Raw genomic sequence first — 25682 nt, forward strand, 5'->3', positions numbered from 1 at the left:
ATGCCTGTTGACATCAAGAATTTCCTAACTCACTTCTTCGTAACCGGTTACCCGCTGATTTATGGAGCCGACGCGTCGATTATTCTGGCCACTGTCGCCATCTTGTTTGTCCTGACTTATTTCAAGAAATGGAAATGGTTGTGGACTGAATGGTTGACAACGGTGGACCACAAAAAGATAGGAATTATGTACCTTATTGCAGCGCTGCTCATGATGTTTCGCGGCGGTGTCGATGCAATTTTGATGAGGACCCAACTCATGTTGCCGAACATGCACTTCCTGGGGCCCCAACACTACAATGAAATCTTCACAACGCACGGCACCCTGATGATTTTGTTTGTTGCAATGCCTTTCATCTTTGCACTTTTCAACATCGTTGTTCCGCTGCAAATTGGCGCACGAGACGTCGCGTTTCCGTATCTCAATGCGATTAGTTTCTGGCTGTTCTTCTTTGCCGCCTTATTGCTCAATCTCTCGTTTGTCATCGGCGGCTCTCCGGATGCAGGATGGTCCAGTTACCCTCCACTGGCAGGCGCTGAATTCGACAAAGGACCAGGAGAAAACTACTACCTTTTGTCTTTGCAAATCACGGGAATTGGGAGTATGGCAACCGGAATCAACTTTCTTGTCACAATTTTAAAGATGCGGGCACCTGGTCTTACTTTAATGCGTCTCCCTCTGTTTACATGGAGTGTTGTCGGAGCTTGTATCCTCATTATTGTTTCGTTCCCGGCACTCACTGCAGCCCTGGCCCTGCTCCTGATAGACAGAGTTGCAGGCGCCCACTTTTTCACGATGCTCGCGGGCGGAATGCCCATGATGTACGTCAATTTGTTCTGGATTTGGGGGCATCCAGAGGTATACATCGTGGTACTGCCGGCATTCGGTGTGTTTTCCGAGGTAGTTGCCACCTTTTCAAAGAAACGGATTTTCGGTTACACATCAATGGTAGCCTCCATCATGGTGATTACAGTTATCAGCTACTTTGTCTGGGTTCATCACTTTTTTACGATGGGTGCGGGACCAGGTGTCAACAGCTTTTTTGCCCTTGCCACCATGGCAATCGCAATTCCAACTGGTGTCAAAGTCTTTAATTGGCTGTTCACGATGTACCGCGGCCGGATACGAATAACGGCACCAATGCTCTGGACCCTTGGTTTCATTCCCAACTTTGCTATCGGCGGGGCTACGGGTGTTCTGCTGGCTGTTGCACCAGCAGATTATCAGTACCACAACAGCTACTTTCTCATAGCCCACTTTCACCAGGTACTCATTGGTGGAACCATCTATGGAATGCTTGCAGGGATGTACTACTGGTGGCCAAAGATGTTTGGTCACAGGCTCTCTGAAGGGTTGGCGAAACACGCGTTCTGGTGGTTTAACCTTGGCTTCTACATTTGTTTCATGCCTCAGTATGCCCTTGGTCTGATGGGCATGACGCGGCGGATTTACACCTATCCGAAGGGACTGGGATGGGGGCCGTACAACTTTATTGCTACCGTCGGCGCCTACATGATGGCCATTGGGTTTGTCCTTATTGTCGCAAATGTGGTCTACAGTGCCTTTTACGGCGAGCGCGATACAACGGGAGACATCTGGGATGCACGCACACTGGAATGGTCACTGCCATCGCCTGCTCCTCACTACAATTTCGCCGTTATTCCGCATGTGGACAGACGAGATGCATGGTGGGTCATGAAACAGGAACGCAAGGAGGGGAAGACAACCCTTGATTTACAGCAGGAACCAATACGCCCAATCCACATGCCGAACAATTCAGGAAGACCCTTCATCCTGGGCGTCTGCTTCTTTACTGTGGGCTTCGGGTTCGCTTTCAGCTGGTATGCGCTGGTTGTTCTTGGCTTCTTGGCAGTCGCCGTGCTGTTACTCGTGAGGTCCTTTGAATACGAGGATTCACACTACATTCCGGTTGAAGAAATCAAAGAAACTGAAGCAGCTTACGGGAGGTTGTAGAAATGGCAACAACTGAGGAGTCTCTTCATATCCCATCACATTCCCGGAGTAAGCCATTAGAGTACTCCACAGAGGACGGAGCCCTGCGAATATTTGGGTTTTGGGTGTTTTTGGTTACGGATATGCTGTTGTTCTCGTGTTTCTTTGCAACCTACGCGGTGCTGTACAGACACATCTCTACGGGTCCAACGCCTTCCGCAATATTTGATGTGCGCGGGTACACCGCCGAAACACTGATTTTGTTAACCAGCAGTTTCACGTCTGGTATTGCAACCTATGAAATGCGCCGTCAAAACAAATCCGGTTTGATTACCTGGACCATTATTACACTGCTCCTGGGTTTATCGTTTATTGGACTTGAAGTCAGCGAATTCTGGTCGGATGTGGTATCAGGTGCCACAATGCAAACAAGCGCTTTTCTGTCTGCCTTCTTCACACTGGTTGGAACACACGGCTGCCACGTCTCTTTTGGGATTATATGGATTACATCGGTGCTAATTCAAGTCATCCGCCGTGGAATTACACCTGTGACTTCGAGAAAGGTGTTTATCACCTCCCTCTATTGGCACTTTCTTGACGTGGTGTGGGTGTTTTTGTTCACCGTTGTCTATATGATTGGAGGGATGTATTGACATGTCATCTCCCGATGAGCACATGAGATCGACACACAGAGAGCACGGACTAGGCGTACCGATTGCAGGATTTATTCTGTCAATTGTACTCACCATCATCGCCCTGTGGCTTGACCAACAGGGTGCGTTACCTAGAGACTGGCTGATTACGGTCGTTCTCGGATTGGCTGTTATCCAAATTGCCATCCAACTGTTTTTCTTTATGCATGTGACGGAATCCGATGAACGAGCCTGGCACATCTGGCTCCTTGCGCTTGGATTCCTTCTCGTTATTACAATTGTCGCTTATTCTATGTGGATTATGACCTTCGGCGCCGAAGCCTACTGACGGCGCCGAGGATCCCCGTTCTTGTTCCTTACCCCCAAATATCATGAAGCCGAGCCTTGTCTTTTCATCTGTAGCCGCAGCACTGCGAATCGTGCAACTGCAGCTTGCGCGTAACAGTTTCTCTCCCTCAGAATCTTCATGACTCCTTGTGAATGTCGGAAATCAACTTGTCGAGAATCTCACTGTCTTCGAGCCCAGTAACATCCCCTTTGACAGTGCCCTCCTGAATGATTTCGCGAAGCATTCGGCGAATAATCTTTCCGGACCTGGTTTTTGGCATGGAATCGACAAAATGCATACGATGAGGCCGCGCAAAACTTCCAATATCGTCCACGATTTTGTCCTTCAGTTCCTGCTCAAGTTCCGAAGACGCCGTTACGGTCTTGTCCAGTGTTACAAACGCAATGGGGACCCAACCCTTGATTTCGTCCGGCTGACTGACAACGGCAGCCTCAACCACAGCGCCGTGCTGAATCAGCGAACTCTCCATTTCCATTGTGCTGATACGGTGGCCCGAAACGTTTATCACGTCGTCAACACGGCCGAGCACCCAGAACTGCCCATCCTTATCCCGTACAGCGCTGTCCCCAGTAAAATAGACCCCCGGCATTTGTGAGAAATAGGCGGTGATGTAACGCTGCCTGTCCCCAAACACATCCCGCGCCAAACTTGGAAACACGTTTCGTATAATCAAATAACCAGCCTCACCGTCAGCTACCGATGACCCGTCCTTATCGACCACGTCTAAATGATGTCCGAAGAAAGGAACTCCGCAAGAACCGGGCTTCATAGATACTGCCCCAGGCAAGGATGCCAAAGGCGTTCCTCCGGTTTCAGTCTGGCCCCAGGTGTTATTAATCACAACCTTCCCTTTACCCAAATCATGATAAAGCCAATTCCAAGCTTCAGGATTCAGCGGTTCACCGACAGATACCAGTAACTGTAACGCAGAAAGGTCGTACCTCTGCGAAACTTCCGTCCCGTACTTCATGAGCATCCGAAAAGCTGTTGGCGCTGAAAATAACTTGTTTACCTGATAACGCTCCATGACTTCATAAACACGGCCCGTATGTGGATAATCGACGGCTCCGTCGTATAGGACGGTTGTCACACCAAGCGCTAAACCTCCAACTAACACAAAAATATGCGATGTCAACCAGCCAATGTCGGCCGTGTTCCAATACACATCGGCAGGTTGGATGTCCAACTGGTACTTCGTATAGGCATACGTGCCTAGTAAAAAACCGCCCCCGGCATGAACAATTCCCTTCGGCTTTCCGCTTGTGCCGCTTGTGAAGATAAGCAACCCGGGAGCATTCGCTTCTAACTTCTCCGGAGGACAGACACTTGCGGCTTTAGCCATGAGTTCACCGTAGTCATAATCACGTCCCTCTTTCATCGGCGTAGGCTCATGCGGTATTCGTGAAAAAACAATGACATTCTGAACTGGTGTTTCCCCCTGAAGGGCTTCGTCGACAGTATCTTTCAGACGCAAAACCCGCCCTCGGCGATAGCTTGCATTACTGCATACAACCGCTTTTGCGTTGGAACTGACAATTCGTTCACGTAACGCTTCGGCAGAAAAACCAGCAAATACTGTGTTATAAATGATTCCTAAGCGCAGACAAGCCAGTAACACAACATAGGTCTCAGGAAGGTTTGGCATATAGACGCTCACGACGTCACCTTTTACAAGACCAAAGCCTTTTAATACGTTCGCGAACCTCTGCACCTCTCGATACAATTGACCGTAAGTCAGGGTACGTCGATTGCCTTCTTCGCCTTCAAAATAAAGGGCCACTTTGTTCTTTCTGTCCGGATTCAAGGCATGTCTATCCACACAATTCTCACAAACATTTAAAAAGCTATCAGGGAAAAACTTAAAATCTGGCATCTCTCCGGTCATTACTGTACTGCTGCGTTCTGTCCAGGTCAGTTCGTCAGCAATAGCGTTCCAAAACCCTTCAGGATTGGTAATCGACTCGTTATACTTCTTCATATACTCATCATAGTCCGAAACGTAGGAACTGTTGCGATACCCATCGGACGGAGCGATAAGAGGACTTTCTGCAATCATCTTTAAAGCTTGCTCATCCCTCACTGAATCACCTCTTTCACCATGATTTGGGTGTGCCATAATTGAGTCGCCAACGACAAGCTCTCCCACACCAATTGAAAGGAAGCGCTTTCTTTTAGAATAGAACAACCACGCCAGACTGTAAATATAGAATTTTCAGATACAAATGGTCATAAAGTGTGAAGCTTGCCATCTGACCGTATACAAAGGGAGTTACCTGTTGCAGGCAACTCCCTTCGTAACTCGCTTACTTATCTATCATCAACCGCCAAGCATAATTTGCATTAACCGCCAAACATGCCTGGGGCGGAGAACGGGTTTAAACTTGACCCTCCACTACTGGAACTGCCAGATCCACTACCGCCAATATAGCCGCCGCTGCTTCCGCTTCCGCCGATGTAGCCGCCGCTGCTTCCACTTCCACCGATGTAACCGCCGCTAGAGCCGCCGCTGGATGATTGCTGTTGCGGAACTTGTGTATACTTCTCCAAGGTTATTTTCAGGGTCTTTTTTGTCTTACCACGGTAAATTTGCACCGTTACAGTCTGGCCAGGTTTCTTTTCAAAAATATACGTTCTAAGGTCTGCTGTGGAGCTCACCTTGTGTCCGTCAATTGAGACGATGACGTCGCCTTTTTTCAATCCTGCGCTGCTTGCTTTGGACGACATCACTTTGTAAACGTAAACCCCATTATTCACAGGGATCTGGGCCAGCATACTTTGAGGAACCTGAGACAACGGGATGCCTTCAATCCCCATCTCTGAATGAACCACTTTCCCGTTTTTCATTAACTGAGTAGCAATATTTTTGACTTCATTAGCTGGAATCGCAAAGCCCATATTATTAAATCCCTGGGCAACAATTTTGCTGCTGTTAATGCCCACAATATCTCCCTGCATGTTAAGCAAGGGTCCGCCGCTGTTTCCAGGATTAATGGCTGCATCCGTCTGAATGACACTTTGATAATCTAAAATTGATTGACTCTCTGTCTCAACCGGCATCGTGCGTTTGGTCGCGCTGATAACGCCGGATGTGACCGAGTCTTGAAACGCGAGTCCCATTGGGTTACCGATGGCTACCACCGGCTGGCCCGCTTGGAGTTCCGTGGAATTTGCAAAAGGAACGGGGTTGACATTACTCACTTTGCTGACCGGTATGCGTACCACCGCCAAGTCTGTAAAGGGATCGGAACCGACCACGTCAGCCTTAATGTGGACACCTTTGCTTGTGACAACCTCCACTTTAGCTGCACCCGCAACAACATGATGGTTTGTGACCAGATATCCATATTTTGAATTCTTGAAAATCAGTACGCCGGAACCAACCCCGGTCGCTTTCAACTGACTCTGTTGTGAAAAGTAATTGGTTTGCTTCGTATAATTGACGACGCCCATCACTGCGGGCTTCACTTTTTGAACCACTTTCACCGTGGCATCACTTGTTTTTATGTTGGCCGTTTGCAAGACCGGAGTAGAACTGCTGCTAGTCGTAAGAAGACCAGTGGTTGAAGCGGGTTGCTCCTTGGTTAACGTAAATAGAGTTGCTCCAGAACCGACCAAAGCTGAAAGTACAACAGTCGCTGTCCAGCCGGCGACACGACTCCAACCTCTTCCTTCAAGTTTTGGTCTGTTGTCTTTATTGCTGTAGAACCCCATATGTTCAACCTCCTTCCTTTCTTCTTACTAAAGTTTAGCATATAGCACCTTGCGAACTGTAAAGATTATATGGAGATTTTATTGTTTTTGTTTGCAGAAAATCGCCGCGTTTGCCGATAGGCAGCAGGTCGCGCGTGCTATACATATCCGTTACGGTTCAGTAAATTAGCATAGCCACATCAAGTCTATTTCAAACCACGTTACTAGAATTTTGAGAGTCCGATATGATACAGACTCTTAATTAGATACCAAAAGAAAATTGCCAAATGAGTTTTACCCGTTTACGGTGGATGTAAAGTGAAAGTAATCTGCCTGCCAGTCTGTTATCATGAAGAGGAACGGTTCACACCGCACTACTATTTTAGGGAGATGAACAGAGCTTGAAAGAAAAATGGAGAAAATATGCTGAACTCGCTGTCAAAGTCGGCGTCAACCTGCAACCGGGTCAGCACCTTGTCATAGGGTTTGGTTCCCGACAGGTATACCCTGAACACATCGAGTTCGTACGCATCTTAACAGAAGTCGCGTACGAAGCCGGGGCACGCTTTGTCCAAGTCGACTGGGGAGACGAGTTGTGGCTGAAAGAAACTGTCAAACACGGTGATTTGGATACTTTAGCGGCACGTTATAAATGGCAGGCTGAATGGGTTGAGCAATTGGCTCGAGAAGGTGCGGCATACATAGCTATCCCAGCGTCCGATCCCGATTTATTTGACGGCATGGACTCAGAACGAGTCCTTCAAGCGACAAAATCTGCACGTACCGCATTTCAGGCATTCAACCAAAGACGAACAAACGATGATTACAGTTGGTCCCTGTTCTCACTTCCGACCCAGGCCTGGGCAGACAAAGTCTATCCTGAATTACCAGCTGCACAACGCGTTGACGCGATGTGGAAGGATATTCTCTATTGCTCCCGCGCGGATGGCCCTAATCCAGTGGAAACATGGAAAGAACACTTGGCCAATCTCTCAAAACGCGCTGATTGGATGAATGACCTCCACATTCACAAATTGCATTATCAAGCGCCGGGAACAGACTTGACCATTGAATTACCCCAAAAACACTTCTGGACGGCCGCCTCAAAGGAGACTCCGGAAGGTGTAAACTTTGTTCCCAATATGCCCACAGAGGAAGTGTTCAGCGCTCCCCTGAAAACCGGTGTAAACGGGACCGTTTCAAGTACCATGCCTTTGAACCACAACGGAGCTCTCATCGATGGAATTAAGCTTCGATTTGAAGGCGGACGCATTGTCGAATACTCAGCCAAATCCGGATATGATGCGTTAAAGGGCATCATTGAATCGGATGAAGGCAGCCATTATCTCGGGGAACTTGCTCTTGTACCCGTAAACTCCCCGATTTCAGAAAATGGTCGGCTCTTCTACAATACCTTGTTTGACGAAAATGCCTCATGCCATCTCGCCATCGGCATGGCATATCCACTTATTGAGAACGGAAGAAACATCGACAGAAGTGAGTGGGAGCAGCATGGTCTTAATGACAGTCTGGAGCACGTTGACTTCATGATTGGTTCGAACCAGTTAACCATTGATGCACAGACCAAAGACGGTAAGACAGTTCCTATCTTCCGCAATGGAAACTGGGCAACATCCCTTACCTGAACCATGCATGCAGTGGAGAGACAAACTTCGTTTTTATGTATTGGCGGGGCAAACGTGGATAGGAAAATCCAAAGTCTTGTCCCGCTTCAGTTGGAAACGTCAAATCCGTCCGTGTCCTCTCACACCTTTGGCGGTGTGGCGAGAAACATCGCAGAAAACTTGGCTCGAATGGGAGGACGCGTCGGCCTGTATACTCTGGTCGGCCCCGACTCTGAAGGAGAACACCTCATTTCCCACTGTAAACAGGCAGGTATAGACACTGTCACAACGGAGGTTGTCCCCAGTGCGCAAACAGGAAACTATACTGCTGTACTGAACCGAGACGGAAGCCTGGCCGTGGCAATGGCGGACATGCAAATCTATGACCTGTTTACTGTACAGCGGGTAGGGGGAAAGTGGGACACGATTGGACAAGCTGACATCGTTGTCGCTGACACGAATCTGCCTGCGCCAACGATAGATTATCTGATTCAGCACTGTCGCAGCAAGAATCTGAAACTGTGCATTGTTCCGGTGTCCGCACCAAAAGTACAGCGAATTCCAAATGACTTAAATGGCGTTTCTCTTTTCATTTTAAACCGGGATGAATTGGAGTGCTTAATGGGGCTGACGAGCCAAACACAGACCACGGCCGCTATAACTGAAGCTTGCAGACAATTGCACAAACGAGGCTGCCACAACGTAGTGGTCACACAAGGATCTAAAGAGGTGCTGGTTGTCTCTGACTCCGGAGAAGTGCTCGTGCAACCTGTTCCAAAAGTGCACGTTGCGGAGGTTACGGGAGCGGGAGACGCATTTGCCAGCGGAGTTACCTACGGATTATATGCACTGGAGTGTACGCTCTCTGTGGCCATACAGTTGGGACTGTCCGTCGCAAAAGAAACCTTGCAAAGTACGGAAACCGTATCTTCGAGCATCACACCGCTGTTTCTGAAAGAGTGGGGCACACAGCAGACTTAAGAGCAATCTGACAAGAGAGCATACAAGTTCAAAAGGCACCGATTGCAACTTCAAAAGAACTGAAGAAATTCGGACCACGGCAACAAAGGAGACGGCTCATTTATGAATAAATGGATTCAATTCTCTGCGGAAGTCGCAGAGGCTGCAGCACAGCAGAGGCCGATTGTCGCCCTCGAATCAACAATTATATCCCACGGCATGCCCTATCCAGTGAATGTCGAAACAGCCCTGGAAGTCGAACAAATCATCCGCGATGAAGGGGCAGTTCCTGCAACCATTGCCATTCTGGACGGAAAGATTCACGTAGGATTGGCTGAAGAAGAACTGCAACTCCTCGCTCGGACAGACGATGTGTTGAAAGTCAGCCGACGCGACTTGCCTTACGCCTTGGCGACCGGAAAACCGGGTGCAACTACCGTCGCAGCGACAATGATTTGTGCGAATTTGGCCGGGATATCGGTCTTTGTTACGGGAGGAATTGGAGGTGTGCACCGTGGTGCAGAACATACCATGGATATTTCAGCAGACCTGCTTGAACTCTCCAAAACAGATGTGGCTGTCGTGTGTGCAGGAGCAAAATCCATTTTGGATATTGGATTCACGCTGGAGTATCTGGAAACCCACGGCGTACCTGTGATTGGGTACCAAACCAACGAGTTTCCTGCCTTTTACTCCAGACACAGCGGATTTGAAGCGAATTACAAATTAGACACACCGGAGCAAGTGGCAGTATTTCTTCAAACAAAATGGAATTTGGGACTTAAAGGCGGAGCCGTAATAGGAAATCCGGTTCCCGAGAAAGATGAACTCCCCCGTCAGCAGATAGACACTGTTATCAATCAAGCGCTGGAAGCGGCGGAGAAGCAAGGTGTTCACGGGAAGGCGGTTACGCCGTTTTTGCTCGACAGGGTGAAGGAACTAACTCTCGGTGAAAGCCTCACGACAAACATTGCGCTCGTGCGCTCCAACGCTCACGTTGGAGCCCAGATTGCAATGGCTCTCAACTCAGGAACAGTGTGAAGAATGGTAGCCCCTGTTTATCCTGCTGGAAAAACGAAACGGCGTAGCAGTGTAATCACAAAAGCTGTCCCTGCAGCAAAGTAGACTAACAAAGCCCAAGCCTGATGTGCATCGGTGCCAGCCCATATGCCGTGTATTGTCACCAGCACGAACACCGGGAACGTCAGGTAGTGGATGAAACGCCATATACCTATCCACTGTTTTCGTCGCAGTACACTGCTCAGAAGAATCAGCACTATGCCGTAGAATCCGATGGTGCCGACTGCAGTTGCTGCGACTCGATAGGTTGCTGTACCTGGCACCAGCATTTGTCTCCAGGAAAATGGCACTGACGTATCGGCGTGCAGTCCGAGTAAATGCAAAGCAAGAAACGGGATTAGCAGCAACGAAGAAAACTGATGCACCAGCGTAACGACGCGTCTCGCACGAAGCCCGTCCCATATTGCTGCTTTCCCGGTTGCGCCAAGTAAAACTGTTAATGACAAGAGAACGTATGCAATCAGTCCGGACGCTCGTGCCATGTACCAAAAACGAAGGTCAGCCTGTGCGGGTGCCAGCCCCGCTACGCGGACATATGCAAAGGAAAACAGCGCAATCAGTGTTACGAATACAATGCTTAACATCAATGGTGTTGTCTGTCGTTCATCAATCACATCCACGCGTGTCTCACCTCCCCATTTCGCAGTACCACAACCCAGCCGTTGTTGCGTTGCTTCTGCAGCCATTCGATGCCAAGTTTGCTCCCTTGGATGAGCAGTGTTTTTGCCATCCATTCTGCCTCAGTCAAACTTGGGTGCAACACGGATGCTGAGACAATATCCGTCTGTGCAGACCATAACGTTCTCGGATCAATGATGTGGTGGACTTCCTGACCGTCAAACTTCCAACGCCGTCGATAGGTCCCACTCGTAGCAATGCTCATTGATTGAAGGTCGAGCACCAAAGCATGACCAGACACAACGGGGTTTTCAATGCCAACGGTCCAAGGTTTTCCTCCCTTCGACCCGCTGCAAATCATATCCCCACCAGCATCAATCACGAAGTTCATCACTGACCTGTCCTTAAGGAATTTGGCAGCCTGTTCAACAATCCACCCCTTCGCAATTCCTCCCAAGTCCACCTCATATCCAGATTGGAGCTTCACTCTATTGTCATAATGTTCAGACCACTCCAACGGACTTGAAGTGCGGCCATTCACAGATGCATCATCCGAAGACGTATTAGCAAAAGACACAAGCGTATCGGACTGAGTACTGTCGGTTGGCGTTCCACCGGAAGTGACAGGTAGTTCCGTGACGGAAGACACCGTTACACCTTGCTTTCCATTCACTCTGTCCATCAGGTGAAAGGATGTCTTATACCCTAATCCGGCAATAGTCGTTCCCAGAAAAGGATGAAACAGTCCCTGACTGTGTTTAAATGCAGAATCGGCTGCGTGAAGGACACCTGTCAGTTCACTACTTGCATCGAACCAAGTGCCCTGACTGTGATTGAGTCTGTATAGCTCATTGCCTTCAATAAACCGGGAGAGCTTCCGTTCAAGCGCCACGATGATTTCTTCCACCGCTTGCAGCAGTTTCGATGACTCGCTCTCACACTTCACTCCAGCGTCTTCTTCGTGGAATGCGGCCAACGTAACTTCAGTACCCATGGCTTTAAAATTTCTCTGTTTCATTGCTTAAGAAGCTCGGGATGTAAAGCCTGGCGTTTGGCTGGGGCTTATATTTACACTGCCGCTCTGACTGCTGGTCGTACCGCTTCCTGAACCTGTCTGTCCCGACTGTGAAAAAGACCTGTCATCTGAAAAGCCGCCGTTATCACCGCCCGCATCATCGTGGCGGTGATGCGTTGTACCGGAAGAAAATGCAGTGCTGGATGCCGCTGTGGTTCCCTGCGCAGCAGAATGCGTACTGGCAGAGGCCAAGTGGTTCCAGATGGTGAAGAATCCAACAAAGGCCGCTAAGGTCGTTCCCCAAGTCGATAAAATCATGTAGCGGTTCCGGCGACGTTTGCGGAGCTCTTTCTCTAACTGCTTTTGCTCATGAGTCGGGGTCCCCATCATCTTCGTTCCTTTCCCTAAGGATTATTCCATGGCTTCTTTCAAGATGGATTATCTTCTGACTTTGGTTGTTCTGAAGCTACGTTCATTAGTATATCCAGATTATATTATGAAGAGTTTATGACGATGTGGAGATTTTATGGAGAGCCACACTTGATTTCGCCTGACTCTCCCGCTTAAGTTGTATGGATACGCGTCGTCGCGTTGTCCCGCCGACCCTGAACACATGTCCTGTCACGAAGTAGCAGGGGAATTCTCTCGAGGCAAGCTCACGGTAAAGGTCGTACCTTTCCCCACCTTGCTTTCAACCTCAATCGTTCCGTTGTGGGCTTCGACAAACTCTTTGGCTATCGCCAGGCCCAGACCCGTTCCACCGGTCTCGCGGGACCTGTCCGCCTGCGCTCGATAAAACCTGTCAAAAATATGACTCAGATGCTCTTCGTCAATTCCGTTTCCAGTATCCGCTACCGCGACAGCAATACTTTCAGCCGTCGCGTTCATAGAGACGGTCACTGTACCTTCTCCTGGTGTATATCGCATCGCGTTGCCAAGCAGGTTAACAAACACCTGAGTGATGCGATTTGGGTCTATGCGGAGGTCTATGTTCGTATCGTCCATGGATTCATAGCGCAGTTGGATATCGTGGTCGTCAGCCTCAACCTGAAAATTCTCAACAACACGCTCAACCAGTTGTGCAATGTTTGTAGGCACTTTGTGTAACGGAAGTTGGCCAACTTCAGCCAGAGAAAGCCGATGCAAATCCTGAACCAGCGACGTCAGGCGAAACACTTCATCCTGAATGGGGAGGAGTGTACTCGGCTCGGCAGGCTCCACCCCTTGCTGAATCAACTCCAGCTTTCCTTGCATAATGGTCAAGGGTGTTCGCAGTTCGTGGGCTACATCGGCAACAAGATGCCGCCGTGCCTGTTCCGTCTCATACAGGCGATCAATCATTTGGTTAAAAGCCGAGGCGACTTGACCAAACTCGTCTTTCGTATCAAGGGAGAGACGTGTCTCCAAGTCACCCTCTTCGATTTTGTGCATGGCTTTCGTCATGTCCTTTAAAGGCCTCGTAATGCGGCTCGCCAGCCACGCACCTAGCAGAACAGCAACCAGTGCGGTTGCAAACAAACCAAGTACAGTAGCTGTTGTCATGGAGTGAAGAAGTCCTTGCTCTATTTGAAATAGGTTTTGATTGCGTTTGCTCCAGTCGCGCACGGTCAGAGTAGCCACTTGTTTCCCGGAAACAGATGTAATGGGCTCCGTCACTTGGACAGACTTGCCTCTCACATTTGGCACAGAAGTCTGCACAATGACGTGATTCTGCGTATCCGTTAATGTCAGTGATTCATTTCTGAGGGCCTCATGCAGCGTTCGGCTGTTTTTCAAAAGGAATCCCAGATTATTCCACGAATTCCCGTTAGAGTAGTAGTAGTATCGTAAAAATTGCACCCATTGGTTTACACTTTCTTGCTTGGCTGCAGTTGTTGCATAGCTCTTGAATAAATGAGCTGTGTACCCTTCTGACAAGGCAAAAAACACTGCTGCCATAAGCAGAACCAAGCTGGCCAAGGCAATGAGAAATTTGTCTCTCAGTTTCATTATTTGGGATTCCCAAAGCGGTACCCAACGCCGTGGACTGTTTGAATGTAGTCCGGAGCAGACGGGTCGTCTTCGATTTTCTTACGCAGGTGACTAATGTGACTGTCAATCGTACGCTCGTAGTACAGGTACTCATCGCCCATTGTCGCCTTCAATAACTGCAGTCGGCTGTACACAACACCAGGACGGTTGGCCAGCGTAACAAGTATCTGAAACTCCGCAGGTGTCAGTACAATTTCCTCGTCGCGCTTGAAGACGCGAAAGCTGGCTTCGTCGATAACGAGATCGCCCCGCTGCAACAGTTCTGCCTCATCGGTCTGCGGATTCAAACGCCGCAGGACTGAACGAATCCGAGCCAGCAACTCACGCAGGCTAAACGGCTTTGTCACGTAATCGTCGGCTCCTAATTCCAGTCCAATAATGCGGTCCGTCTCTTCGGTTCTGGCCGTCAGCATAATAATCGCGACATTGGATGCTTTTCTTAGTTCACGACAGACATCAATCCCGCTTAACTCAGGCAGCATCCAATCCAGGAGTACCAATTCAGGCTTAAACTCTGCGGCTTTTCGAAGAGCCTCCGTACCGGTTGTCGCTGTGTCAACTTTGAATTTTTCTCCTTCCAGAAAGGGTTGGAGAATATCAATAACCTTTTGCTCATCGTCCACAATCAGAAGTCTCTCATTCATGCGCTGTCATCCTCGTCATAAAATTCAGCATCAATCCCAGTCGGCTGCGGGCATACCCACGGCTTTGGACCGCTGCTGCGGAACCGACCCCGTCCGCAGCCGTCCTCGACCCCCGTGTCAACGGGTATTTGGTACGGCTGTGCCCAACGTTCCAACTGTTTCAGTGAGCGTCAGCTTCTTGCTCCCGCGGTAGACTTGTAACTTCACATTCTTTCCAGGTGTTAACTCAAACAATACCGCTCGTAAGTCTGCCATCGTTTGGACGGTGGTTCCATCAACCGCTACAATCACGTCACCGCTGGTGAGCCCAGCAGCCTGTGCCTCTTTTGACGTTACGGTGTGCACGTACACACCGTAATTGACAGGAACACTGGGTTGCAGCGATTCAGGCACTGTGTTCAACGACACACCCTCAATTCCGAGCGCGGGATGAATCGCATGTCCCGTCTGAAGTAGTTGCTTCGCAATTTTCTGCACCGTATTGGACGGTATTGCGAAGCCCATGCCCTGTACACTGGGATCGACGATTTTGCTGCTGTTTATACCTATCATATCACCTTGCAGGTCAAGCAGGGGACCGCCGCTGTTACCAGGATTAATCGCTGCGTCTGTCTGAATAACAGACTGGTAGTTAATCGTGGTGTTCGTCGCTTCATCCTGTACTGGCATCAGGCGTTCCTTTCCACTGACAATACCAGATGTAATCGTATCCTGAAAATCCAACCCCATTGGTGTCCCGATGGCCACCACGGGTTCCCCTACTTGAATCTGATTGGAGTTGGCAAACGGAATCGGCGGGATGTTTTTCACTGCTGTCAACGGGATCCGCAGCACGGCCAAATCCGTGTAGGCATCGGACCCTACCAAATCAGCGGTTTGCTGCTTTCCTGACTCCAATACTATTGCAATTTTGCTGGCCCCGGAGATGACATGATGATTGGTAATCAAATACCCGTATTTACTATCCTTTGCGAACAACACACTCGTACCGACGGCTGATTCCTGAAGCTGACCCTGACTTGTCGCATAAGATTGACTTCCGGCCGATTGAAAATTTACTACAGGGAATACAGACTTCGAATCTGCTTTTGCAACTTTCGTAATCCCTTCTCCAACCGTTACGTCTGTCAACTTGTCGACGGGTGCAACTGTTTGCGAGACACCCGCAGTCTGCACTGCGTTTTGAGGCTGTTGTTGAAACTTTGTAAACGCCAGCGTCGCACCAACTCCACTCACTCCAGAGACCACCACAACAAGTCCCCACCTTGCGACTGATTGCAGCTTCTGTTGCAACCCGCGTTTTTCCACTGTACCTCATCCCTTCATTGGGTGATGTTGTTTACTCAAATCGGGTGATGTCCGCCTACTCAAATCGCAGAGCATCGATTGGTGAGAGCCAGGCTGCACGGAATGCCGGGTAGATGCCGAAAATCACGCCTACAACAAGGGATACGACAAACGAGATCCACACCGCGGTGAGACTAATCTGAACGGGTGTACTCATCATCTTGCCAATCATCACACCTGCACCGCTGCCGACCCCAATTCCTATTACGCCACCGAGAATACCCACAAGTCCGCTCTCCACGAGAAATTGCCGCAACACGGTGCCTTTAGTTGCCCCTAATGCCTTGCGCAATCCAATTTCGCGGGTGCGTTCCGTCACAGATACCAGCATGATATTCATGATTCCGATGCCGCCTACAATTAAGGATATGCCGGCAATTCCGCCAAGGAATCCTTCCATGGTAGAGGACACGCCCTGCAATGTACTCAACAGGGATGCCTGGTTTGTGATGGTAAAATCATTGGATTGGGTGAAGCTTAGCCCGTGGCTCTGGCGCATAATACTTGTCGCGTCGTTTTGTGCCGCGGTCATACTCTGGCCGCTTTTGGCCGACAAGTAGATGGTGCTAGGGTCAGTCGATCCCGTTAGTCTCGACTGCAACGTAGACAGCGGCACAATAATCTTGTCATCCTGGTTGGTCGGCCCAGACGACCCCTGTGATTGCAACTCGCCGATAATTTGAAACGGAATTCCGCTGACCCAAACGGTTTTGCCCACCGGATTTGCATTGCCAAAAATGTTTTGTGCCGCGGTTGTTCCAATTACGCCGACATCGGCGCGTGCGTTTTGCTCCTCCAGGTTAAACTCCCGTCCCTTGGCGATCTTCAAGTTGCGCACCGTGAACAGAGCCGGAGTGCTTCCTTCAATGGTGGTCTGGTAGTTAGTGGCACCATACAATATCTGCGATCTCGTCGTCTCATCCGGCGCAACTGCCGCAAAGTCGTTGCTGTTTTTAAGTGTCGTCACGTCCTTTGCGGTAAGACTCGCTGTACCCAAGCCTTGGCTGATACCGTTTTGCACGGATTGCCCTGGTGAAATCACCAGCAAATTGGTTCCTAGACCCTCGATTCTGGACGTGACACTGCTCGTCGTAGCACTGCCAATGCTCATGAGTGCCACCACTGCTGCAACACCGATGATAATCCCAAGCAAGGTTAAAGCAGTCCGCAGCGGGTTATGCCAGAGACTTGAGAACGATGTTTTGAGTACTCTCCCTAAGCCCATGTTGAGGCACCCTCCTTCGCCCGCCGCGGTCGCTCGACCCGTTCTTCACGCTCAATTCTGCCATCGCGAAACCGGATGATTCGCTTCGCGTGTTCCCCCACGTAGTCTTCGTGGGTTACGATAACTACAGTTGTTCCTTCATCGTTCAGCGACTGGAACAAGGACAGAATTTCATCCGTGGAGTGGCTGTCCAGATTGCCCGTCGGCTCATCTGCCAAAATCATACTAGGTTCCGTTACAATTGCCCTGGCAATGGCAATTCTTTGTTGCTGTCCGCCAGACAACTGATTAGGATGATTTCTCCCCTTACTGGCAGGGTCCATACCTACTCTTTTCATCGCTCGAGCAGCTTGGGCACGGGCATGCCCTGCGGGTTGCTTAGCATACCACAACGGCAGTGCAATATTTTCCAGCGCCGAAGTCCTGCTTAACAAGTTATAGCTTTGAAACACAAAGCCCAACTTCTGATTGCGCAGACGTGAAAGTGATTTCTCGGTAAGCAGTGAAGTCGAGATGCCGTCCACGAGAATGTCTCCGGACGTAGGCTCATCCAGCAGCCCCATCAAGTGCATCATCGTGGATTTTCCAGATCCGGACGGACCCATAATGGCTACGAACTCACCAGCTTCTATTTGCAGGTTCACATCACGCACCGCGTAAAATGACACGGGTCCGGTATCATATCGCTTCGACACCTTCTTTAGTTCGATAACGGGCGGCATTAGTTGCCACCCCCTGTGCGACTGGAACTGCTGCGGCTTGCACTTCCACCGCCACTGCCCCCGCTGTTGCGGGTACCTCCACGGTTAAAGTTTCCCCCTCCAAATCCACCGCCTCCGCTCAACCGGCCAATTCCGCGGAAAGCACTCCCGCTGCCGCCGTTGCTGCTGCTACTGCCGCTGGATTGACTTGCAATCGGCAAGACCAAGGCGATTTGCTGGCCCGATTTCAGACCACTTGTAATTTGCACTGTATTCCCTCCGTACAGCCCCACGCTCACAGGATGAAATACCAACCCCGACGGTACGTTGCTTGTGCTTGCAGACTGGGTTTTAGCTGCACTGGATTGTCCGTTGCTGCCGTTACTCGAACTCCCCCCCGACCTGCCGTTTGCACCCGAGCTGGCACTTGACCCGCCAGACCCGCCTGTGGCACCTGAGCCGCTCGCACCGCCGGTTCCCGCCTTTTCATACACGCCGATTTGTCCATGAGACTGTGTCAAAGCCGCTGTCGGTACGGTAACAACGTTTTTCGCTTGCTTCTCCGTGACTTCCACAGACACACTGGCGCCTGGAAGCATCGTGATTCCTGACTGAGTCGGTTTATCAACCTGAATGATGGCCGGATAGGTGGTGACTCCGCTGGATGTCTGCGGGATCAGCTGCACGCTTTTCACTTTCCCGGTTAAGAATCCCCCACCGGTTGAAGACAGCGAAATTCTCGCCTGTTGACCAGGGTGTACCTGGGACACATCCGCTTGTGCAACACTGGCTTGGACCTCAAAATGCGAAGACGACAGGTCAGTAATCGTTGCAATCGTATTACCCGATGCGCTGCCTCCTCCCGATAGGCTTCCTGAGCCGCCGCCTGAGCCTGTTCCCGTGCTGGACGAGGTTGACGAGCTTGTAGAAGTGGAGGAATTTGGATTAGCCACTGTCATGATGGTTCCTGAAATCGGACTGGTAATAGTACAAGCAGAGATTTGATTTTCGATGGATATCACGTTGGCATTTGCCTGGTCCACTGATGCCTGTGCTTGCGCTACGACATTCGGATCGGGCTGTGTTGTCTGCGTTTGACCCTTTACGGTCGTTGTAGTTGGTTCCTGTGCTTGTGCTAATTTAGCCTGTGCGCTGGAAAGCTGAGCTTTGGCCTGTTCCAGTTGCAGTTCCAGACTGCTTGTGTCAAGATGAGCCAGCACTTGTCCTTTCTTTACTTTCTGTCCCACCTTCACAGACACGGACTTTAACGTGCCGCTGGCAGACACTGTTGCCTGATTGGTTGGTTCGAGAGTGCCCGAGAAACTCACCGCCTGGGAAACTGTACCGGTTGATGCCTGAATCCATCGAATCTGGTAAGCTGGAGATGCTGAAGCAGTCGTATGCTGGCGCACGATTGCATATGTGCTGCCGCCAGCTGCAATGACGACGACCGCAATCCAAGGAAAGGGCCGTTTCCACCATGATTTTTTCTTAAGATATAAGTCCTCTTCGAGTGCTGCCGAATCTTTTGATTCCACTTTACGGCCTCCTTCAGTAACCGTGACAATATGAACTTTTGCAGTTCGCCTTTGATGTGTTTTTGACATCTTAAGTCTATTGTTTCTGGGCATTTCTTTGATGGAGAAGCTTTGTAAATGATATGGAGAAGATGTGGAGGCTGGACAAAAAAACCTTTTCTTTTTACGAAGACATCTGGCAGGATTCATGATAGATAATATAGAAAGCCCATGGTCGGATAGGAGTGACAGATTCAGTGAGACTGCTGCGATTCATTCGCTTTGTCGCAATCACGATGATATATGGTTTCATATCCTGCAGTTTGCTCATATTTCACGGACCGTTTCCCAATGTAAAACTCTTTATCGTTGATTCTTTGACAACGTCGATGCACGGCTATTTACTGCGACCCTTGTCTATGTATACTCTTCCAGTTTCATACATCAGCGCTCATGCGCCTCAGCTTAGGAATACCAAGGTGCGTACTAGTCCTGTCATGGCGCATATGAATTACCAAAGCGTACACAACAACTCAATTCAGGTGAAGACGTACAATGGAAAGACGTTTTCCGCCAAAATTATGCTGATTCGCGATCCCAAGCGATTGAGGGTTTTGGTCACCAAACATCTCGGTAACGTCGGACAGTCGGTCAGTACCATGGCCAAAGAATACGGAGCCGTTGCTGCCATCAACGGAGGCGGATTCCGAGACGGTCATTACAAGGGGACCGGCGGCATTCCCATCGGCATCACCATCGCTGACGGGAAAGTCGTCCAGTCTGACAACAGTAAGCAGGCCCCAGTTATTGGGTTCACACAACAGGGCGCAATGATTGCCGGCGCCTATTCTCTGCCGCAATTGAAAAAACTGCACGTGGATGAGGCCCTGTCATTCGGCCCTGTCTTGGTGCAAAACGGCAAAGGTCTTATGCAGGGCAACGGCGGCTGGGGCTACGCGCCAAGGGCAGCCATTGGACAAAGGAAAGACGGTACCATTATATTGATTGAGACAGACGGGAGAACCCCGCAACACGTCGGGGCTACACTGACTGATGTTCAGAACCTAATGCTGCAATACGGCGCAACCGTGGCAGTAAACCTGGACGGCGGTTCCAGCACGACTCTCGTTGAAAACGGAAAACTCATAAATCACCCGTCGGACATTCTGGGTGAGCGAAAAGTGGCTACAGCCATCGCCATCATGCCTGAAGGTTGGAACAGCACATCTGGATCTGGAAGCGGATCTTCGTCTGGAACCGGATCGTCATCTGGCAACGGCACTGCATCCGGGGGCGGATCTTCGTCTGGAAGCGGCAGCAGCACAGGTAATTAAAGAAAATTTGTCATCGCGGTGAAAGGAAAACCAGGCAGTTGAGAGACGCAGTACAACGCAAGACGGAAGCCGGGTAGTAGAGAGAGGAAAGGCACACCGTAGAAAGACGGAAAGGCGGACAGTAATTGAAAAGCAAAACACTACGCAGGTGGACAATCTGGCTGGCTGTTATCACAATCGCAGAGGTTGGTGTTTTTCATCACTACAACCAGCAGTTGACCCCGAACAGCCAAGTCTCTCCTGTTCGAAAATACAGCCAGAGCGATTTTCATCTGATTTCAAACATTGGTACAACCAAGTTGCAACATCACCTGTATGCCCTGAGTCCGGACCATTCAAACTTTGCCTATATAACCGCAAAGAATACTTTTTTGGTTACTGACACACAGTCTGGCAAAGTCCTTGTGAATAAGCCTCTGAGCTACAAGCCGGACTTTATCAAGTGGATTGATAACAGCCAACTGATTGTGGGAACTGAAAATCCGGACCAAAATGGGTTAAAAAACATTCGTTTTAATACGTTTGACGTGAACAGCAAAACATTCCGGTTAATTCACGTTTTTAAACAGTACAAACAAAACGCATCACTTGAGAATGTGGCCTTCAGTCCCTATACCAATGATGTATATGTCCTCTTAGGAGGATCTAATAAATCCCTAGAATACCATTTTAACACGAATAACACGATGTTTCCATATCCACTGTCAGGGCGATTGGTTCGGAATTTAATGGTGTCCCAAACATCCGATCAACTCTATTATCAAGATGTAGCCAACGGCCAACCCAACGTTTGGGTATATGACTTCCATACTTCAGCGAGTCACTTAATTTCAAGGGATGCCAAATTACTCCATATTAATAATAATACTTTGACCTATGCTCAGCTAAATCAAAGCGGCTCAGCAACTGTTTTAAAGACGGTTTCCAGTTGGAAAAATGGATCAAAAACACTGCTGAAGTTGTCGTCTCCAATACCCTTCTCACAGTTGTTCATGTACAAGAATCAAGTTTACCGTGTAGGGTCAACAAAAATGACGAACCTTAAAACGAAGAAGACCATCACGCTACCTGACAATCAGAGTATTGTGAATTGGCAAGGCAACTTGTACCTTCTACAGGCAAGCGGAAAGGTGTATTATTTTGACCCGTCTGCGCAAACCGGCGCAGCAACCGCCAACCAGTCCAGTGGAGGCGGAACAAGGCCAGCCGGATCGTCCAAGAAATCCAACAGCGGTAACACAGGTTCGTCCTCATCATCCGGCGGCCAAGGCGGTTCTTCATCCGGCAATCAGGGCGGCGGCCAGAGCAGTCAAGGCGGTTCTGGAGGGGGGAGCACCGGTACGTCTGGTTCAACGGGATCGACCGGTTCATCCGGCACATCATCAGGCTCAGGAAACTCCGGAGGATCTGGCAGTTCCGGCGGCTCTATTACAGGAAACAGCATCATCACGCCGAGCAAATAAACAATAGACCAGATGCGGTCTCATGAATCGATGATAAAACCGGCACAATGTCCCGCGTGCCGGTTTTTTGTCCTCAACCTGCCTCGCGGATGAATGGCTCCCGTTCCCTGTCCGGCGCGCGTTGGTTAGGGATCCTTTTGCTCCCTATCACGACGCGCGCCAAAAAATAGTGATCCATTCGATCACTATTGCAAGCGGGCCGTCTTGAATAGGGATCCCGTTGCTCCCTATCACCCGCGCTCCATTCTGCCGCCTCCCACATTAGGGATCATTTATGACACTAACGTTCCCGGGCACGGACCATTAGGGATCTTTGGGATCCCAATCCCAGTGGGCCAGCACCATTAAGGATCATTGCGATCACTAACCGCCGCACGCCAGTCCTGACAGCCTGCGGCGGCAGCGGGATCGACAGGATGGAACGGGTTTGAACAAGACATAAGCGGAATGACGGAATTTATTAACTTAGGATACTGTTACATCCAGTTCGATGCACGGCAGACCCGGTGCAGGTTCTTCGTCTGGGCTCAGTTCTCCGAAATGTCAGCGCGCGCTGGTTAGTGATCCTTTTGCTCCCTATCACGACGCGCTCCAAAGAATAGTGATCCATTCGATCACTATTGCAAGCGGGCCGTCTTGAATAGGGATCCCGTTGCTCCCTATCACCCGCGCTCCATTCTGCCGCCTCCCACATTAGGGATCATCTATGACACTAACGTTCCCGGGCACGGAGCATTAGGGATCTTTGGGATCCCAATCCCATTGGGCCAGCACCATTAAGGATCATTGCGATCACTAACTGCCGCACGGCCAGTCCTGCCAGCCTGCGACGGCAGCGGGATCGACAGGATGGAACGGGTTTGAACAAGACATAAGCGGAATGACGGAATTTATTAACTCAGAATACTGTTACATCCAGTTCGATGCACAGCAGAGCCGGTGCAAGTTCTTCGTCTGGGCTCAGTTCTCCGAAATGCCAGCGCGCGCTGGTTAGTGATCCTTTTGCTCCCTATCACGACGCGCTCCAAAGAATAGTGATCGATTCGATCCCTATCCCCAGTAGCCGTCCAGAATAGGGATCCCGTTGCTCCCTATCACATACGCCCGCCTCTGCCCCCTCCCACATTAGGGAGCTTTGCGATCACTAATGTTCCCGGGCCCGGAGCATTAGGGATCTTTGGGATCCCAATCCCATTGGGCCAGCACCGTTAAGGATCATTGCGATCACTAACCCCGCACGCCAGTCCTGCCAGCTTCCTCTTCCTCTTCCTCTTCCTCTTCCTCTTCCTCTTCCTCTTCCTCTTCCTCTTCCTCTTCCTCTTCCTCTTCCTCTTCCTCTCTTTGCTTCTGCCCCAACGCGCTGTCTAGTTGCCCGCGTAGCCTGCAGGATGAGACTTGTGCCACTTCCAGGCTGTAGCTACCATGGTCTCCAGATCGTCGAATTGCGGGTTCCAGTTCAGCGCCCGCTTTGCTTCGTTGGACGATGCCACTAAGACTGCGGGATCGCCTGCCCGTCTATCTGCTTTTTCCGCTGGAATCGCTATTTCTGTAACTTTACGTGCGACTTCGATAACCGTCTGTACCGAGAATCCGTTACCGTTCCCCAAATTATAGGACTCTGCTGTTACCTGGCCTGAGCGCAGCCGCTCAACAGCTAAACGGTGGGCACTGGCTAAATCCATGACGTGAATATAATCGCGGACACAAGTACCGTCTTCTGTGGGATAATCCGAACCGAAAATGCTGACCTGTTCCCTCTGACCCAATGCAGTCTGTAGAATAATGGGAATCAGGTGTGTTTCTGGATTGTGATCCTCTCCAATAGGCAAGTCCGGATGTGCCCCTGCAGCATTAAAATAACGCAGCCGAACTGACTGTAAGCCATAGGCTTCATAAGACCAGTCCATCATCTTCTCTATTGCCAGTTTCGTTTCACCATAAGGATTGGTTGGAGTTTTACGATCACGCTCATCAATCGGCATTCTTTCAGGCTCCCCATACACGGCTGCCGTTGACGAAAACACTATCCTCTTAACTCCTGTTTCAACCATGACTGAAAGCAAGCGCGTCGTCGCACCAACGTTGTTTTCATAGTACTTGAGAGGATTTTGCACACTCTCGCCGACCAAGGAGTTGGCTGCAAAGTGAATCACAGAATCGACCTCATGTTGCCGTATAATCTTGCGCATTTGTTCTGACTCTCTGATGTCGCAGTCATAAAACGGAACACCATCCAGTACTGCCTCTCGATGACCTGTTGTGAGATTGTCAACCACAACGACTTGCTCCCCGTGACTGACCAGTTCAGCCACTGTATGACTTCCGATATAACCAGCTCCGCCGGTAACTAAAACAGACATTGAACAGTCCTCCCCAGTGTAGAAACCAATGACATCAAAATGAGTCTACCGAAGTCTAAGTGAATTTTCACCGTTTAAATCTTTTTTAAAAATTTTTGGACATTCTATGTATGTGGTATCCGCCACAAGTCTAAGCAAGATACTCAGGAGGATGAGTAATGAACAAGAAAGTAAGATGGATGACAATTACAGGGTTAGCTGCAACCGCCTCTATCGTCGGCGCACTGACCTACAGTATTCCAACTACATTCGCCCAAACCACTCAACCCGCCGTGCAACAAACTAACCATACGACGAAACCGGCACAGTTGAAAACCTATGAAGCACAATTGAAAACAATCCGAGAGACTGAAAAACAAATCAACGCGCAGTTAAAAGCAGCCCATGCTAAATGGAAAGACTCACACCAAAACCCAATGAGCCAATTGTCTGATGCCGAAAAGACCCAACTCTCGACGCTTCGCAGCAAGCTGAAAGACATACGGGCTACGGAACAAAAGCTGCACGCACAAATTAAGGACATCAACCAACAAATCAAAGACGCCAGGGCCAAACATGACAAAGCCTCCGTACAGAAACTAAAGACCACAAGGGCACCCCTGATTGAGCAGGCCAAGAGTCAGCGCGCTGATGCAGAGCAATTGAGAAAACAAGTTGAATCCTTAGTACCAAAAGACAAAATGAAAGCTTATAAGGAAGCAAGAAAAGCGCTTCAAGCGAAGGTTGCTCCGGTGCGCTCCACACTGAAAGACGCACAACAAGAACGTAAGTCTATTGTACAGTCCGTTCAGAGTCATCGCCAGAATAAGGATTGGAGCGCTCTGACAACAGACCTACAGAAATTAATTCCTGTCGAACAGCGAATCGTGTCTTCCAAGAAGCAGATTTTGCAGATTGTACAAAACGATTAGATAACCATCCTTTACAACTCGCACAGACGCTCGGCTGGGTGCCGGCCACATTCTTGTCCGGCACCTGCCGTCTCTTGGTTCCGTCCAATCACCTTCAAATCAAACGATGAGGGAGGCTAGCCCAATGCACACCTATACCTGGAAAGAAATCATGTCTGCCATAGCAGCCGCAATTGTTCTGAGTTCCCTCGCTTTCGCACTGAGCT

The 25682-nt window shown here is 49.8% G+C and carries 22 protein-coding genes; 9 read left to right on the forward strand and 13 right to left on the reverse strand.

From position 1 onward, the window contains the following. The 3 genes from GI364_RS17890 to GI364_RS17900 are packed head-to-tail and all read left to right on the forward strand — an operon-like array spanning position 1 to position 2934. Complete coding sequence (locus tag GI364_RS17890) at positions 1-1974, forward strand: cbb3-type cytochrome c oxidase subunit I (protein WP_198850580.1); 1974 nt, start codon at positions 1-3, stop codon at positions 1972-1974. Positions 1975-1976: 2 nt separating this feature from the next. Continuing rightward, a complete protein-coding gene (locus tag GI364_RS17895; protein WP_370541795.1) occupies positions 1977-2606 on the forward strand; it encodes a cytochrome (ubi)quinol oxidase subunit III in 630 nt (209 codons plus the stop codon). 1 nt (position 2607) lies between these two features. Further along, positions 2608-2934, forward strand: a complete 327-nt coding sequence (locus GI364_RS17900; protein WP_198850581.1) for a cytochrome o ubiquinol oxidase subunit IV — start codon at positions 2608-2610, stop codon at positions 2932-2934. Positions 2935-3070: 136 nt separating this feature from the next. On the opposite strand, the gene acs is transcribed toward GI364_RS17900, so the two are convergent. After that, complete coding sequence (gene acs / locus GI364_RS17905; protein ID WP_233095857.1) at positions 3071-5035, reverse strand: acetate--CoA ligase; 1965 nt, start codon at positions 5033-5035, stop codon at positions 3071-3073. A 260-nt stretch (positions 5036-5295) separates the two neighbouring features. After that, positions 5296-6666 carry a S1C family serine protease gene (locus tag GI364_RS17910; protein WP_198850582.1) on the reverse strand — a complete coding sequence of 457 codons (1371 nt, stop codon included), beginning with the start codon at positions 6664-6666 and terminating at the stop codon, positions 5296-5298. A 380-nt stretch (positions 6667-7046) separates the two neighbouring features. On the opposite strand from GI364_RS17910, the gene GI364_RS17915 reads away from it, so the two are divergent. The 3 genes from GI364_RS17915 (at position 7047) to GI364_RS17925 (ending at position 10271) form a co-directional block, all read left to right on the forward strand. Further along, positions 7047-8291, forward strand: coding sequence for an aminopeptidase (locus tag GI364_RS17915; protein ID WP_198850583.1), 1245 nt, complete (start codon positions 7047-7049; stop codon positions 8289-8291). 3 nt (positions 8292-8294) lie between these two features. Beyond that, positions 8295-9251: a carbohydrate kinase family protein gene (locus tag GI364_RS17920; protein ID WP_255524478.1), complete on the forward strand. Its 957-nt coding sequence runs from the start codon at positions 8295-8297 to the stop codon at positions 9249-9251. 102 nt (positions 9252-9353) lie between these two features. Further along, on the forward strand, positions 9354-10271 hold the full coding sequence (locus tag GI364_RS17925; RefSeq protein ID WP_198850585.1) for a pseudouridine-5'-phosphate glycosidase: 918 nt from the start codon (positions 9354-9356) through the stop codon (positions 10269-10271). 17 nt (positions 10272-10288) lie between these two features. Here the strand turns inward: GI364_RS17925 and GI364_RS17930 are convergent, their stop codons facing one another. The 9 genes from GI364_RS17930 to GI364_RS17970 form a co-directional block, all read right to left on the reverse strand. Continuing rightward, the gene (locus GI364_RS17930) at positions 10289-10930 is read right to left on the reverse strand and encodes a ferric reductase-like transmembrane domain-containing protein (protein ID WP_198850586.1); all 642 of its coding nucleotides are present in this window, start codon (positions 10928-10930) and stop codon (positions 10289-10291) included. After that, positions 10921-11946 carry an FAD:protein FMN transferase gene (locus tag GI364_RS17935; protein WP_198850587.1) on the reverse strand — a complete coding sequence of 342 codons (1026 nt, stop codon included), beginning with the start codon at positions 11944-11946 and terminating at the stop codon, positions 10921-10923. The genes GI364_RS17930 and GI364_RS17935 overlap by 10 nt, the downstream gene beginning before the upstream one ends. 3 nt (positions 11947-11949) lie before the next feature. Further along, positions 11950-12333 carry a hypothetical protein gene (locus GI364_RS17940; protein WP_198850588.1) on the reverse strand — a complete coding sequence of 128 codons (384 nt, stop codon included), beginning with the start codon at positions 12331-12333 and terminating at the stop codon, positions 11950-11952. Between the two features lie 231 nt (positions 12334-12564). After that, complete coding sequence (locus GI364_RS17945) at positions 12565-13932, reverse strand: HAMP domain-containing sensor histidine kinase (protein WP_198850589.1); 1368 nt, start codon at positions 13930-13932, stop codon at positions 12565-12567. Beyond that, positions 13932-14618 (reverse strand): response regulator transcription factor, encoded by a 687-nt coding sequence (locus GI364_RS17950; RefSeq protein ID WP_198850590.1) that lies wholly within the window; start codon positions 14616-14618, stop codon positions 13932-13934. The genes GI364_RS17945 and GI364_RS17950 overlap by 1 nt, the downstream gene beginning before the upstream one ends. A 117-nt stretch (positions 14619-14735) precedes the next feature. Next, positions 14736-15926 carry a S1C family serine protease gene (locus GI364_RS17955; RefSeq protein WP_198850591.1) on the reverse strand — a complete coding sequence of 397 codons (1191 nt, stop codon included), beginning with the start codon at positions 15924-15926 and terminating at the stop codon, positions 14736-14738. Positions 15927-15981: 55 nt separating this feature from the next. Beyond that, positions 15982-17190 (reverse strand): ABC transporter permease, encoded by a 1209-nt coding sequence (locus GI364_RS17960; protein ID WP_198850592.1) that lies wholly within the window; start codon positions 17188-17190, stop codon positions 15982-15984. Continuing rightward, entirely contained in the window at positions 17181-17912 is a 732-nt protein-coding gene (locus GI364_RS17965) for an ABC transporter ATP-binding protein (protein WP_198850593.1), read from the reverse strand. The genes GI364_RS17960 and GI364_RS17965 overlap by 10 nt, the downstream gene beginning before the upstream one ends. After that, on the reverse strand, positions 17912-19429 hold the full coding sequence (locus GI364_RS17970) for an efflux RND transporter periplasmic adaptor subunit (protein ID WP_198850594.1): 1518 nt from the start codon (positions 19427-19429) through the stop codon (positions 17912-17914). Before GI364_RS17970 ends, GI364_RS17965 begins: the two co-directional genes overlap by 1 nt. 236 nt (positions 19430-19665) lie before the next feature. On the opposite strand from GI364_RS17970, the gene GI364_RS17975 reads away from it, so the two are divergent. Both GI364_RS17975 and GI364_RS17980 read left to right on the forward strand, forming a co-directional pair. Further along, entirely contained in the window at positions 19666-20742 is a 1077-nt protein-coding gene (locus tag GI364_RS17975; protein ID WP_198850595.1) for a phosphodiester glycosidase family protein, read from the forward strand. Positions 20743-20867: 125 nt separating this feature from the next. After that, positions 20868-22205 (forward strand): hypothetical protein, encoded by a 1338-nt coding sequence (locus tag GI364_RS17980; protein WP_198850596.1) that lies wholly within the window; start codon positions 20868-20870, stop codon positions 22203-22205. A gap of 1227 nt (positions 22206-23432) precedes the next feature. On the opposite strand, the gene GI364_RS25160 is transcribed toward GI364_RS17980, so the two are convergent. Next, complete coding sequence (locus tag GI364_RS25160) at positions 23433-23561, reverse strand: hypothetical protein (protein WP_255524479.1); 129 nt, start codon at positions 23559-23561, stop codon at positions 23433-23435. A gap of 8 nt (positions 23562-23569) precedes the next feature. After that, positions 23570-24565, reverse strand: a complete 996-nt coding sequence (galE, locus tag GI364_RS17985; RefSeq protein ID WP_198850597.1) for a UDP-glucose 4-epimerase GalE — start codon at positions 24563-24565, stop codon at positions 23570-23572. A 158-nt stretch (positions 24566-24723) separates the two neighbouring features. Here galE and GI364_RS17990 point away from each other — a divergent pair, with 158 nt between their 5' ends. Then, on the forward strand, positions 24724-25476 hold the full coding sequence (locus tag GI364_RS17990; protein ID WP_198850598.1) for a hypothetical protein: 753 nt from the start codon (positions 24724-24726) through the stop codon (positions 25474-25476). Positions 25477-25682 lie beyond the last annotated feature (206 nt).

This window comes from Alicyclobacillus sp. SO9, assembly GCF_016406125.1.
Lineage (GTDB): Bacteria > Bacillota > Bacilli > Alicyclobacillales > Alicyclobacillaceae > SO9.